The organism is Gluconobacter sp. DsW_056 (assembly GCF_002153595.1).
In the GTDB taxonomy this organism is placed as follows: domain Bacteria; phylum Pseudomonadota; class Alphaproteobacteria; order Acetobacterales; family Acetobacteraceae; genus Gluconobacter; species Gluconobacter albidus.
On sequence record NZ_JOPF01000003.1, the window covers coordinates 38,109 to 51,686 of the forward strand.

General features: G+C 60.5%; 13 protein-coding genes. 5 read left to right on the forward strand and 8 right to left on the reverse strand.

Going from position 1 to position 13,578, the window contains the following annotated elements:
- Position 1: 1 nt before the first annotated feature.
- Positions 2-475: an RNA polymerase sigma factor gene (locus HK22_RS02190; RefSeq protein WP_062109295.1), complete on the reverse strand. Its 474-nt coding sequence runs from the start codon at positions 473-475 to the stop codon at positions 2-4.
- Between the two features lie 239 nt (positions 476-714).
- Between HK22_RS02190 and HK22_RS02195 the strand changes: the two genes are divergently transcribed.
- Complete coding sequence (locus HK22_RS02195; RefSeq protein WP_198945463.1) at positions 715-2,313, forward strand: alkaline phosphatase; 1,599 nt, start codon at positions 715-717, stop codon at positions 2,311-2,313.
- A gap of 17 nt (positions 2,314-2,330) precedes the next feature.
- Here HK22_RS02195 and HK22_RS02200 read toward each other — a convergent pair whose 3' ends face one another.
- Genes HK22_RS02200 through HK22_RS02210 form a run of 3 tightly spaced genes read right to left on the reverse strand, consistent with a single transcriptional unit; the run spans position 2,331 to position 4,636 of the window.
- Positions 2,331-2,519, reverse strand: a complete 189-nt coding sequence (locus HK22_RS02200) for a hypothetical protein (RefSeq protein ID WP_062027553.1) — start codon at positions 2,517-2,519, stop codon at positions 2,331-2,333.
- A complete protein-coding gene (locus HK22_RS02205; RefSeq protein WP_086648195.1) occupies positions 2,519-4,387 on the reverse strand; it encodes a ferrous iron transporter B in 1,869 nt (622 codons plus the stop codon). The genes HK22_RS02200 and HK22_RS02205 overlap by 1 nt, the downstream gene beginning before the upstream one ends.
- A gap of 6 nt (positions 4,388-4,393) precedes the next feature.
- Positions 4,394-4,636, reverse strand: coding sequence for a FeoA family protein (locus HK22_RS02210; protein ID WP_077802161.1), 243 nt, complete (start codon positions 4,634-4,636; stop codon positions 4,394-4,396).
- A gap of 439 nt (positions 4,637-5,075) precedes the next feature.
- Here HK22_RS02210 and HK22_RS02215 point away from each other — a divergent pair, with 439 nt between their 5' ends.
- Positions 5,076-5,417: a metal-sensitive transcriptional regulator gene (locus HK22_RS02215; RefSeq protein WP_062027560.1), complete on the forward strand. Its 342-nt coding sequence runs from the start codon at positions 5,076-5,078 to the stop codon at positions 5,415-5,417.
- 13 nt (positions 5,418-5,430) lie between these two features.
- Here the strand turns inward: HK22_RS02215 and HK22_RS02220 are convergent, their stop codons facing one another.
- The 4 genes from HK22_RS02220 to HK22_RS02235 all read right to left on the reverse strand — a co-directional run bounded on the left by HK22_RS02220 (position 5,431) and on the right by HK22_RS02235 (position 8,854).
- Positions 5,431-5,748: a hypothetical protein gene (locus HK22_RS02220; protein ID WP_143412366.1), complete on the reverse strand. Its 318-nt coding sequence runs from the start codon at positions 5,746-5,748 to the stop codon at positions 5,431-5,433.
- 32 nt (positions 5,749-5,780) lie between these two features.
- Entirely contained in the window at positions 5,781-6,554 is a 774-nt protein-coding gene (locus HK22_RS02225) for a copper resistance protein B (RefSeq protein ID WP_086648197.1), read from the reverse strand.
- Complete coding sequence (locus tag HK22_RS02230) at positions 6,551-8,374, reverse strand: copper resistance system multicopper oxidase (protein ID WP_086648275.1); 1,824 nt, start codon at positions 8,372-8,374, stop codon at positions 6,551-6,553. The genes HK22_RS02225 and HK22_RS02230 overlap by 4 nt, the downstream gene beginning before the upstream one ends.
- Before the next feature lie 87 nt (positions 8,375-8,461).
- Positions 8,462-8,854, reverse strand: a complete 393-nt coding sequence (locus tag HK22_RS02235) for a hypothetical protein (protein ID WP_086648198.1) — start codon at positions 8,852-8,854, stop codon at positions 8,462-8,464.
- Between the two features lie 310 nt (positions 8,855-9,164).
- Between HK22_RS02235 and HK22_RS02240 the strand changes: the two genes are divergently transcribed.
- The 3 genes from HK22_RS02240 (at position 9,165) to HK22_RS02250 (ending at position 13,554) form a co-directional block, all read left to right on the forward strand.
- Positions 9,165-9,377 (forward strand): heavy-metal-associated domain-containing protein, encoded by a 213-nt coding sequence (locus tag HK22_RS02240; protein ID WP_077802164.1) that lies wholly within the window; start codon positions 9,165-9,167, stop codon positions 9,375-9,377.
- Between the two features lie 120 nt (positions 9,378-9,497).
- Complete coding sequence (locus tag HK22_RS02245) at positions 9,498-11,849, forward strand: TonB-dependent siderophore receptor (protein WP_233142333.1); 2,352 nt, start codon at positions 9,498-9,500, stop codon at positions 11,847-11,849.
- On the forward strand, positions 11,836-13,554 hold the full coding sequence (locus HK22_RS02250) for an ABC transporter ATP-binding protein/permease (protein WP_086648199.1): 1,719 nt from the start codon (positions 11,836-11,838) through the stop codon (positions 13,552-13,554). The genes HK22_RS02245 and HK22_RS02250 overlap by 14 nt, the downstream gene beginning before the upstream one ends.
- Positions 13,555-13,578: the final 24 nt, after the last annotated feature.

Consider the following 13,578-nt stretch of genomic DNA (forward strand, 5'->3'; position numbering starts at 1 on the left):
TTCAGTGATCCATCCATGTTGAAAGGAAGATCAGCGCCTTTGCGATATGTTTTTCAACGCTGCTTTCACTGATCGCCAGCGATTGCGCAATATGGCTGTACTTCATTTTTTCAACACGGTTCATCAGGAAGATCTGTCGGGTCCGGTCCGGAAGCTGTTCGCAGCCTTCATGAAAATGCGCCAGTCTTTGTGTTGATTCGTAAATGTCCTCCTGCGAGGGCGCGGGATCAGCGACATTGACGAGCGTCTCGAAGTCGTCTGCCGCCTGTACATATCCCTGCCGTTCGCGACGGATCGCGTTGAGCGAGGAATTCACGGCGCTTCGGGTGATGTAGGCATCCTGATGCTGAACGCTGCCTTCGGGGCGCTCGAAATAGCTCATGAGAGCGTTCTGAAGGTGGTCGTCCGCATCATCCCGACGGGTCCGGGAACGCACCCTGCGATAAAGGCGCAACCATTCCTGCTGACAGCGCATCCATGTTCCCGTTTCTGGATGTTTCCGAATCACCACGCCTTGGAAGACCCCCTCCGGGCTGCGGCGCAACAGCGTTTAGGGAATTCGCACGGCCGTATTCGTGACAGTTTCATGAAATGGCGTTTGGGGGAGTGGGCAAATCTTCATTTCATGTGTCCACAGAGCGGAGGGCGTGTGTCCAAAGACCTCTGGAAGCCCGGTTCCGCAGGGAGCCGGGCTTCGTAGGAAAGAACTGCTGCATGGTGTTCATGAAACGTAGAAGCCTGCTGACCGGCCTTGGTGCGGGTCTCCTCCTCTCGACGCGCGTCCGTGCGCTGCGGGCTGCCGTCCCGCGCGATCTGGATAAAAATCCGACTTTCACGGCCACTCCGTTCCAGCTTGGCGTGGCCTCCGGCGATCCGGCTTCGGACGGTCTGGTGCTGTGGACGCGCCTTGCACCCGACCCGCTGGAAGAGGCAGGCGGCATGGAGGCTCTCAAACCGGTTCTGGTGGGATGGGAAGTCAGCGAGAACGAAACGTTCTCGAAACCCGTGCAGAGCGGACAGGCGCTCGCCCATCCGGAGCTTGGCCATTCGGTTCATGTCGAGGTTGCGGGGCTGAGGCCGGACCGGCCGTACTGGTACCGCTTTCACATCGCAGGCTATCAGAGCCCGGTTGGCCGGGGGCGTACGCTGCCGATGCCGGGTGCACCGCTGTCGCGCGTGCGCTTTGCAGCCGCAGGTTGCCAGCATTACGAATATGGCTACTACACCGCCTGGCGCGCCATCGCGAATGAGCCGATCGACTTTGTGTTCCATTATGGCGACTATATTTACGAAGGCGCGGATAGCGGCGATCATCTGCGGGATATCGACGGGCGCAAGGCGCATGTTCTGCGGCGTCATGTCGGGCCGGAATGTTACTCCCTGGACGAATATCGCCGCCGCTATGCCCAGTACAAGCTGGACCCGGATCTTCAGGCCGCCCATGCGGCGACACCGTGGATTGTCAGCTTTGACGACCACGAGATCGACAACAACTGGGCTGGCGATACGGATCAGGACGGCACGCCGCCGGAGATTTTCCGTCTGCGCCGTGCGGTCGGACTACAGGCGTATTACGAGAACATGCCACTGCGGGCGACGTCCATTCCCGATGGCAGCCACATGCAGCTCTATCGCAGCTTCACCTTTGGCGATCTGATGAACATGTTCGTGCTGGATACGCGCCAGTACCGCAGCGATCAGGCGTATGGTGACACAAATGCCGCGCAGGGCAAGGACGTCTGGTCTCCCGAGCGCACCATGATGGGCGCGGAACAGGAGCAGTGGCTGTTTGAGGGTCTGGGGCGGTCGGATGCGAAATGGAACCTGCTGGCGCATCAGGTCATGGTCATGGATCTGGCGCATCGGAAGTCCGCCCATTCAGAGCTGACCTACAGCATGGACCAGTGGTCGGGCTATCTTTACAGCCGCAAGCGCCTGCTGGACTTCATCGACACGCATTGCCCAGGCAATGTGGTGAACGTGACCGGAGACGCGCATCGGCACTTCGCCGGAGATCTGCTGATCGAGCCGGGGCGCGGCAAACCGGTTTCGGTGGAGTTTCTCGCGACGTCCATTTCATCGGGAGCGGATGGTCTGGGCGATGACGATCATTTCAGCCGCATCGCCCGCAGCGAGAACCCGCATCTGAAAGCCACGACCGACAAGCGCGGTTACGTTCTGTGCGATGTGGGGCCGGAAGTTTGGCATGCCGATCTGAAGACCATTGATCGGGTCATGGTGCCGGGGGGTAGGCTGTCCACCTATGCCAGCTTTGCGGTTGAGCGTGGCAATCCGGGCCTGCAGAAGGCCTGAGAATGGGGGTGGCTGCCTTAGTGGCAGCCACCTTTGCCCGCGCGGTCACAGCCCGAGCAGCCGCCGCAGCCCTTGCCGATTGTGGGTTGCGGGGCGGAGAGGCCGACGGCCGTCCGCACTTTGCCCCATCGGGCGGGAAAGAGGCGGGCGTACCAGTAAATGGCGGCCGCGCAGACGATCAGGACGGCAATAGCAAGTTCAAGCATCAGGGAACTCCCGTAATGGCGCGGGTGATGTGATAGGTCAGGAACGCGGCCAGATAGGCCAGACCGAACAGATACGCCGCAGCCCACAGAACGGTTTTGATGGACCCGGTTTCCCGACGCATGACAGCCAGCGTCGAAATGCATTGCGGGGCATAGACATACCACGCCAGCAGTGAAAACGCAGTGGCCATGCTCCATTGCGTCGAGAGCAGGGGTAGGAGTTTGTCGGCCGCCCCGTCATCCGTGGCCCCGATGGCGTAGACGGTGGCCAGTGAACTGACCGCCACTTCACGCGCGGCGAGGCCGGGGATGAGCGAGACGCAGATCTGCCAGTTGAAGCCAATGGGTGCGAACACCCATTGCATCAGATGGCCGATCCGGCCCGCCAGACTGTAATCAATCGCGGCACCCGGAGCGCCTGCGGGCGGAAGCGGGAAGCTCGACAGCGCCCAGAGCAGCACGTTCAGCGAGACAATAATCGTGCCGACGCGGGAGAGGAACATTACCGCGCGCTGCCACAGTCCGAGCGCGAGGCTCCTGAGGTTCGGGCGGCGATAGGACGGCAGTTCGAGCAGCAGCGGATGTTCTTCGGACTTCACGCCCCGCGTCATGACCCGTGCGGCGATCACGCCGCTGATGATGGCGACTGCGTAAAGCCCGAACAGCACCAGTCCCTGAAGCCCGAAAATTCCGAGCACTGTATGATGTGGCACGAACGCGCCGATCAGCAGCGTATAGACCGGCAGACGCGCCGAGCAGGTCATGAGCGGCGCGATCAGGATCGTGACCAGACGGTCGCGCGGGTTCTGGATCGTGCGGGCGGCCATGATGCCGGGAATGGCGCAGGCGAAGCTCGACAGCAGAGGAATGAAGGAGCGTCCGCTCAGCCCGGCCAGCGCCATCAGCCGGTCCAATAGGAAGGCGGCGCGCGGCAGATAGCCGGATTCCTCAAGGGCCAGAATCCACAAAAACAGGATGAGGATCTGCGGCAGGAACACGATGACGGTGCCCGCACCCGCCAGAACGCCATCGGCCAGAAGGCTGTGCAGAATGCCATCCGGCAGGGGCTTGAGGACGATCTGCCCGAAAGTGGAGATCCCGCTGTCCAGCCCGTCCATGAGCGGCTGCGCCCAGGCGAAGACGGTCTGGAACATGACGAACAGGACGGCAAGAAGGATGACCGGCCCCCAGACGGGATGCAGGAATACGCGGTCCAGCCGATCTGTCAGGCGGTCTGTTCCAGCGGCGGGATCGACGACATGGGTTGCGAGCAGGCGCCGGACTTCCATATGCGGGTCGAGCCCCGCCGGAAGGGGTACGGGCGCGGGCGGGAGGGGGAGATCCAGCGCCTGAAGAAGCGGCATCACGCCCGCACGATTGAGGCTGACGACCGGGACGATGGGCATGTCCAGATCGGCCTGCAATCCGGCTGCGTCGATCTGAAGTCCGTGACGGCGGGCTTCGTCCATCATGTTCAGTGCGACGATGACGGGAAGGCCGAGCTGCTTCAGTTCCAGCAGAAAACGCAGGTGCAGACGCAGATTGGTCGCCGAGATGACGGCCACCAGCATTTCGGGGCGGGGTTCGGTCCGATGGCGTCCGAGACAGACATCGCGTGTGACATCTTCGTCCGGGCTGGTTGAATCAAGGCTGTAGGCGCCCGGCAGGTCGAGCACGCGGATGGCGCGGCCATGGGGTGTTGTGAAGAACCCTTCCTTGCGCTCGACCGTGACGCCCGCATAGTTGGCGACCTTCTGGCGGCTGCCCGTCAGCTGGTTGAACAGGGACGTTTTGCCGCAGTTCGGATTTCCGACGAGGGCGATATGCAGAGGGGAGGCGGGTGTCTGCGGAGAGGCGGTTACACTCATGGGGTGTCAGGAAACGGTCCGCAGGCCAACGCGGGCCGCTTCACCGCGGCGCAGGGCAAAGCGTGACGAGCCCAGACGCACGGCAATCGGATCTCTGCCCATCGGACCGGTCGCGACAACCTGTACGGCCTCGCCGGGGACGAAACCCAGCTCGCCGAGGCGTGTGGCGATCGGGTCCAGGGGCGCACGCTGTTCGACCTTTTCGATCACGGCATGTCCGCCCTTGGGCAGTGTATCCAGATACAACATCAGTTCCGTACCCCGGTGGTGTGGCGGAAGCTCACGGGCTCCGGCCTCTGTTCTAGATAGGCGCATCCGGCCCGTCCGGGAAGGGGAGTGAGAATGATTTGCATCAAGCGTTGTCCGGGGTCCTATGCGGGACTGGAGAAAATTACCGGATTTTATAATAAATTTTACGAAAATCCGCGTTGATGGGGGCTGTTGCGGACCAACATCCCAAACAAAAAGGGAATATTCGCCTCTTCCGGCAGAACAGAACGCCCGTTTCCCTACGGGAGACTCGGTTTTTTCGATCGGGAAAAGGCAGATGGGCGTCTGCGGACTGGCAATTCCCGGCGCAGCGGGGCATACACACGCCCTATGGGTGCGCTCAGGAGGCGGGCCCGGATGGGCGGACATGGACCCACAGGGTGATGTTCGGATGTCTGACTAAAGGGCGGATCCAGGAATGGCACTATCCCAGAAAGAACATGCAGTGGATGTCTGCGAGAACTGTGCGCCGCTGGACGATGACGGCCGCCGTGTCGAGCAGCCCCGCAAGAAGGCCCTGACGAACCGCGTTCGCCGGATTGAGGGGCAGGTCGGCGGTGTTCTCAACATGATCGAGAACGACCGCTACTGCGTGGATATCCTGACCCAGATTTCCGCCATCAAGTCGGCTCTGGATGGTGTGTCGATCCAGATCCTGTCCTCCCATGCCAATGGCTGCGTGCGCCGGGCGGTGCAGGAAGACGGTGGAGAAGACGCGATTGACGAGCTTCTCCAGGTCGTCCGCCGAATGATGCGCTGAAAAATCCGCGCCTTCAGCGGTCCAGCGTTTCGCCCGGTGCGGACTGGCTCGTCATGCCCATGTCCATTTTCTGACAGGCGGCGTGCTGCTGCTTCATTTTCGGCGTCAGCGGATTGTTCTGTTTGCTGAGCGTCTCCAGACGCGCGCACAGGGCCATTTGCTGATCCATGTTCAGTCCGGCCATCGGGTCCTGTGTTTTGGGGGACGACATGGTCATGGTGCTTTTGCCGCCCATATCCATATGGCTCATGTCCATGCCGGGCATGGACGGATCGGCATAGGCTGCGACGGTTGTGAAGAGGATGCCCAGTGCGAGGAGGGTCTTGCGCATGATGTGTGACTTTCTTTTATGGGATGTTGGAATCAGAACCAGCTTCGGACGCCGAGGCTGAAGCGGACGGAGCCGGTGTCGTCGTGCTGGTCACGGGCGATCCGGCGGGCCTGGGTGAGATATCCGGAGTAGGTCACGGCCACGTAGGGCGCGAATTTCCGCCAGAGTTCGTATCGCAGGCGCAGACCGGCATCGACGTCCGACAGACCGGCGCCAGCCTGCCGTCCCGTGTCGGATTTTGTGTAGAAATTGAACTCGGCCTGCGGCTGAAGGATCAGGCGGTTGGTCAGCAGGAAGTCGTAAGAGCCTTCCACGCGGGCGGCGAAACGTCCGCGGTCGCTGACATAGGCCGTGGCCTCGAACTCGAACTCGTACAGTGCCAGACCTTCGATGCCGAACGCGCCCCAGGTGCGGGTCGGGCCGTCATCAAGGTCCATCCGCACGCCGCCCTGAAGGTTCCAGTAGGGCGAGATGGAGCGCGTATAGAGGAGTTCGTGATCGCCATCACTCAGGCGGCCCTTTTCGAGCGTGCCTTCGGATTTGAGCCAGATCTTGTTGTAGTCCCCGCCAAACCAGGCTTCGCCATCCCAGCGGAAATCGGTGCCGCCGGGCGCATATCGGCCTTCAAGCTGGTTGAAAATGCCGTGCAGCCAGGTGCCCTGATCCATCGAGGGTTTGATGTTGCCGATATAGACGACGGGTGTCGCTTCCGGCGCATCTGCGGCGTGATAGACCGTCTGGTCGGCACGGGCCGTGCCGGACAGGGCGAGAACGGACAGAACCGTGAGGGAAAGGGCGTGTTTCATGCCACGATCACCGTGCGGAACATGCCCAGATCCATGTGATACATCAGGTGGCAGTGATACGCCCACATGCCGGGGGTATCGGCCGTCACGAGATAGCTCAGCTTCGAGCCCGGCTGGGAAATGATGGTGTGCTTGTAGGGGCGGTAATCGCCCTGACCGTTTTCCAGCTCGCTCCACAGACCGTGCAGATGGATCGGATGTTCCATCATGGTGTCGTTGATGAGCGTGAAACGCACCCGTTCGCCGAGTTTGAGGCGGATCGGACCGGATTCCGAGAATTTCCGGCCGTTGAAGCCCCAGATGTAGCGGTCCATGTTGCCGGTCAGATGCAGGATGATTTCCCGCGTCGGCGGTCGCAGATCCGCTCCGGGGCGCGTGGCGCGGAGCTGCTTATAGTTCAGGACGCGGCGGCCGTTGTTTTCCAGCCCGTCGCCGGGGCTGCCGGTGCGGTCGATCGGCATCATGGCGCGCATCTGGTTTTCGACATTGATGGGTGGCGGGCCGGGATCGTCCACTTCCATCTTCGGCATGGCCATGTGGCTCATATCCATGCCTTTCATGTCCATTCCGGCCATGTCGCCATCCATTTTCATGCCGGACATATCGCCCGACATGTCCATGTCCTTCATGCTTTCGCCGGGCTTCATGTTCCCCATGCCCATATCGACCATGGTTCGGACCGGGCGCGGGTCCATGGGGGGCAGGGGGGCGATCATGTCTTCGCGCGGGGCGAGGGTGCCGCGGGCGTAGCCGGTGCGGTCTTCGCTCTGGGCGAAAATGGCATAGGCGCGCTCGTCCCTGGGCTGGACGATCACGTCATAGGTTTCCGCCACGCCGATGCGGAACTCGTCCACGGGGACGGGTTCGATGTCGTTGCCGTCAGCCTGCACGACGAGCATTTCGAGCCCGGGAATCCGGATGTCGAAAAACGTCATGGTCGAGCCGTTGATGAAGCGCAGACGTACTTTTTCGCCGGGTTTGAACAGGCCGCTCCAGTTCATGTCCGGGGCGTGGCCGTTCAGCGTATAGGTGTAAATCGCGCCTGAGACGTCCGCGATATCGGTCGCGGCCATGCGCATTTTTGACCAGGCCAGACGGTCCGCGAGGGCAGCCCCGGCGCTTCCCGCCTCGCGCGCTTCCTTCGGGAAGGATGCGGCTGTGCGCTGGCGGAAGACGTAATAGTCGTCCTGCATCTTGAGGTTGCTGACGATGTCATGGGGCATGACATCCGTCCATTCGCCCAAAAAAATGACGTAATCGCGGTCGCAGGCGTTCGGGTCCGGTCGGCGCGGGTCGATCACCATCGCACCATACAGGCCCATCGCTTCCTGCATGCCGGAATGGCTGTGATACCAGTAGGTGCCACTCTGATGGAGTTTGAAGCGGTAGGTGAAGGTCTCGCCGGGTGCGATGCCGCCGAAGCTCAGCCCCGGCACGCCGTCCATGTTCGCGGGCGTGCGGATGCCGTGCCAGTGGATCGAGGTCGGTTCATCCAGCGTGTTGGTCACGTTAATGCTGACGGTATCGCCCTGTTTGAAGCGCAGGATCGGACCGGGCACCGTGCCGCCGACGGTCGGGGCGTGCATGGTCTTGCCATCAAGCGAAATGCGCGTGTGGCCGACCTTCAGATTCCACCGATCGGAGGGGTGGGGGGGTATAATGCCGGAAGAGGCCCTGAGAGGAGAACCTCCAGAGGGGGCAGCCTTGGACGAGAGCGCCTGTGAGGTCCGGGGCAGGGCCGCCAGAAGGCCGCCTGCGCCGATCCCCGTCACGAAACGCCGTCGTGTCAGGCCGTCCCGGAAGCGGGACGGAAAGGTCATGAGGATAAATCCGCGAAAATGACAGAAGGTCAGGTCCTGAATGCCCATTGCAGACAGCAGGACGGGTCCACGCCGGTCAGGCGTGTGTCAGATCGCGCGGGGTTTGGGAGGCGGAGAGGCGGGGATCCAGTCCGTGCCGCTGAAACGGCCCTGCAGGCCGGACGCAAAGGCCTGGGAGGTCGCACGGACCGGGCCGGACGGGTGGATGGACGCCGTTGTCAGCATGGGGTCGGTTGAGACCACATGGGTGTGGCAGCAGCCTTCGGAAGACTGTTGCGGATGGGGGATGGCATGGAACGCTGAGGTTTTGCAGCAATCCGTGGCGGCCGGCTTCCGGTGATGGGCCATGTGGTGCATTGCCATGACCATGTGGGGGGCTTCAGACCTGGCCTGCGCGGTGGATGTGCCGAGCAGCAGCCCGACCTGCATGAGCAGGCAGGCCAGCAGGCCGATCCAGATCCGGGCATGTGTCCTGACCATCAGAAATCACCACAGAAGGGGGAGAAACGGAGCGATTCATCGTTCGAATCTGATCTGACCCTATACCCTGCCGGGGGATCGGAAAAGATTATTTTTCCGTGTCTGAAAAAATTGTCTTGTCGAATCTGTTTCGGAGGCAATATGAAAATTGCATACCCCGGTGCGGTATATATATCATATTGTGATCGTGGAATAGGAACTATTGCCAGAATCGTTTTATGGTGAATAGTTATATAAACCCTACCCCCGCATCGTATGTGGATATGCCCGTCAACGGGGGAGTTTCTCTCTCTTTCAAGGATTTCGTGACATGACAGAAACAGCGCACATGACGGTCGAGGGCATGTCCTGCAACGGGTGTTCGGGCAAGCTCCAGCGCGCACTTGAAGCCGTAAACGGCGTAACGGGCGTCGATATCGTGCTGGATGGCGGCAAGGTGACGGTCTCTTACGACCCCGCCCATGTTTCGCCCGCAGCGTTCAGAGGCGTCGTCGAAGACACGGGATTTGACGTCGTTTCCTGAAGCAGGAGCACGCCTCCTCCTGAACAGGAGCGTTTCATTGCCAGTCTCAGGCCGCGACACGGCGCTTTTCGTGGAACGGGTTGTTGCATGGGGCTGGCATGTCTCTTTAGGACAGACCTTATGACACAGCATGGCATTTCAGTTCGCCGTCGGCTCGGCTTTTCCGCCATTTCCCATCATGCCCTGATCTGGGGCAGCCTGATGGCGGGCGCATGCCCTGCGGCCCTGGCTGATACGGTTGCAGAGCGCGCCAGAAACCACCCGTCTGTCTGCCATGCCACACACAGGGCGCCGCGTCCTGTGCATTGCGGCGTCTCCCGGCGCGCCGAAACTCCTGCCGCGAAGTCTGTGAAAGCCCCTGCTGCGGTCTCCGCCGCAGCCCCTGCCGCAGTCGTATCGCGCTCTTCAGAGGATCTGGACGCAGCGGCAGAAGAAAATATTCAGGTTCTGGGGACCAACCACACCTATACGGCGCCTGCCGTTGAGGTCTGGGGGAAAAGCCCCGTGGCGCTCAAGGACGTGCCGCAGTCCATTTCGGTCATCACCCAGCAGCGTATGGAAGATTCCAACATGCTGACGATGGCGGATGCGATGCGGCAGATCAACGGGATCCGCGTCTTTCCCGGCTCTACGGCCAATTCCAATTATTATTCACGCGGATATCAGCTCACGACGTCGATTGATGGGACGCCCAACGCTGCAGGAACGCTGAACAACGCGGCCTTTGATCTGTCAATGTATGACAGGATCGAGGTGCTTCGTGGCTCCTCCGGTCTGTTGCAGGGCGGAGGCGGCGCGGGTGGTGTGGTCAACCAGGTGACGAAAAAGCCTGGTATGGACTTCGCCGCGGGCGGGTCGGCCAGCGTAGGCAGTTTTGACAATTACCGGGTGGATACGGATATCACCATTCCGCTGAACCGCTCCAAGACGGTGCGTTTCCGGACGGCCGACCTGTATCAGGACAACCATTTTTTCTACAAATACTCCCATTCGCGCAAATGGCAGGCCTATGGCGCACTGGAGTGGGATGTCACGCCCACGACGACGTTCATGGTCTCTCATGCTGCCCAGCAGCAGGACATTACGGCACCTTATTATGGTCTGCCGCTGACCACGGCCAATACGCTGTGGTCCGGAAACCGGGATGCGAACCCGAGCCAGAGCTGGGGGTATTCGAACTACATGACGCAGCAGACGATTGCGTCCATCACACAGAAGCTCTGGGGGGACTGGACGGCGACGGCCCGCGCCACGTTCTATGACCAGGACTACAATATTTTCTACAACGAGCCCTGGAACAAGATCAGTCCCACGACCGGAAAGCTTCAGTACCGGGATCAGGGAATTGCCAAGTACAGAGGCTCCAACACGTCCCGCTCCGCGGATGTGTATGCTCAGGGCAGTTTCAAGCTGCTCAACAGGACGCATCATGCGCTGTTCGGGTTCAACTACAATTCCTATGAGCAGATTACGCAGTATGCGAATGTGAACTGCAACAATATCTACAACAATATCAGCCTCGAAAACACCAATGCCGTTTCCCAGCCTCCGGCAAGCTGCTTTGATTACAAGCAGAATGCCGATGGATACGGGACGGATGACTATGCCTATCAGTGGGGGTTCTATGGTCAGCTTCGGCTGGAGGTGATCCGGCACCTGTCCCTGATTCTGGGTGGGCGTGTTTCACGCTACTATGAGAAGCTTCAGAAGATTTCTCCTGCCCCGAAGGGGGAGTGGGTCAATCAGGCTGATCTGCGCGGGCAGCTCACCCCCTATCTGGGAACGGTTTACCAGATCACGCCGAACATCTCATGGTATGCCAGCTATGCCAGCATTTTCACGCCGGCCGTCGGCAGGCAGACCTATGGTGGGGGCGGTCTTGCGCCACAGGAAGGCAATCAGGTCGAGACCGGGTTCAAGGCGGAATATTTCCGCGGACGCCTGAACATCTCGTCCGCGCTGTTCCGGATGGAAAGCATCAACCAGCCGGTGCAGGACCCATATCACTCGCAGTTCTACGTCACGACCGGTCCGATCCGCCGTCAGGGCTGGGAAGCGCAGGTTGATGGCCAGATCCTGCCGGGGCTCGACGTATCCATTGGGTATACCTATCTGGATACGAAGGTTTCGAACTCGAAGGTCAGCGACTTCGGGGGTGTTTTCTCACCGCACCACATGTTCAAGTCCTGGGTACATTACAATGTCCAGGATGGTTTTCTCAAAGGCCTGAACGTGGGGGCGGGAATTAATGCGAACAGCAATCTGCGCGGCAGTTACGCCACGACCATCCAGGGCGGTTACATGACTCTGGATGCCATGGCGGGGTATCGGTTCAACCGCCACCTGCGGCTTCAGCTTAACGCAACAAACCTGACCAACCGATATTATTACGAGCGTGCCAGCGGTCAGTGGCAGTTCAACTTCCCGGCTGCCCCGCGCAGCTTCATGGCGACGCTTCGTGCAAACTACTGACGACGCAACCCCGCCACATTCCCTTGCGGACTGGAAGGTTCTTTTTCCTTACTGGAAGTCCGAAGAGAAGTGGTGGGCCTGGTCCCTTCTGGGCGGGACCATCGGGCTGTCCGTACTCTACGTTCAGTCCGCCGTCTGGTTCGGGGCCTGGTATCACCGGTTTTTCGATGCGTTCTTTGCAGGAGAGGTCGGGCGCTGTCTGGGGATGCTGCCATTTTACCTTCTGGTGACGCTCGGTTCCGTGGGGGTTCATGCGACACAGACCTATCTGACGCAGGTTCTCTCGATGCGGTGGCGTCTGTGGAACACGAAAGTCTATCTGCGGCAGTATCTGTCGGAAGAGGCGTATTACCGGCTTGAACATGGCCCGAACCGGGCCGACAACCCCGACCAGCGTATTGCGGACGATCTGTCCCAGATGACGGTCCAGACGCTCAAACTGGGGCTGGACGCCATTGATGCGGTGACCACGCTGCTGTCTTTCGCGGTCGTTCTTTGGAACATCGGGGGGGTATTGTCCTTCGACTGGCATGGTCATCATTTCCACATTCCCGGCTATCTTTTTCTGGGAGCGGTCCTCACGTCGCTGGTGGCTTCCGGGATACTGGAGCGGTTCGGCGCGCCGCTGATCGGCGCGAACTACCGCCAGCAGCATTTCGATGCGGATCTGCGTGCGGGGCTGATGGATGTGCGGCGTAATTCCGAGCAGATCGCCTTTTATGGGGGCGAAAATGCAGAGCAGTTGCGGCTGTCCGGCTATCTGGCCCACATCGCCACCAACTGGCGCAGCGTTGTGCGCTACACGTGGCGGGTCAATTTCATCAGCGAGTTCTATACCGGAGTCGCAACGATACCGCTCTGGCTGATGCTCGCCCCCAAAGCGATGGCCCATGCCCTGAGTTTCGGGCTCTATTCGCAGATCAATTCGGCCTATACGCAGGTCCGGATCAGTCTGGAATGGTTCATTTTCAATTATGCCGATCTGGCGACCCTGCGCTCGGTGCTTCAGCGTCTGGGCGAGTTCGAGCGGGTTGTCGGTCAGTCGTCCCGAAGTGGAATCGTACGTTCTGCTTCCGAAACACCTGTCGTGCAGATCCGCGACCTGACGCTGGATCTGCCGGATGGGACGCCGATTGCGCGGATTGGCGATCTGACGATGCAGGCTGGCGAGCGCTGGCTGGTGCGTGGGCCGTCCGGTTCCGGAAAAAGCACGTTCCTGCGTGCGCTGGCCGGGCTGTGGCGTCACGGGCGGGGAGAGGTCTCTTTCAATATGAGACAGGCCATGTTTCTGCCCCAGCGCAGCTATGTTCCGTCAGGGACCCTGCGTCAGGCGCTGAGCTATCCCGCGACGCCGGACCATTACGACACCGCATTCTGTCAGCAGGCTCTGGAAGCCGTCAATCTGGCGGGATACGGCCATCGGCTGGACGAAACTGCGGACTGGGATGCTGTGCTGTCTCCGGGCGAGCAGCAGCGTCTGGCGGTGGCGCGGGCGTTGCTGTTCCGGCCTGCAATCCTGTTTCTGGACGAGGCGACGTCTGCTCTGGACGACGTCAATGAACGTCGTCTTTACGAGGCCCTTCTTTTCTTTTTGCCCCACACCACATGCGTCAGTGTGGCGCATCATGATGCGCTGCGTGTTTTTCATGATCGCGAGATTGTTCTCGGGAGTGGAAAAGCTGCTTTTTCTGCACTTGAAAAATAGGGGTATGGGGTATATTTCTTGTGG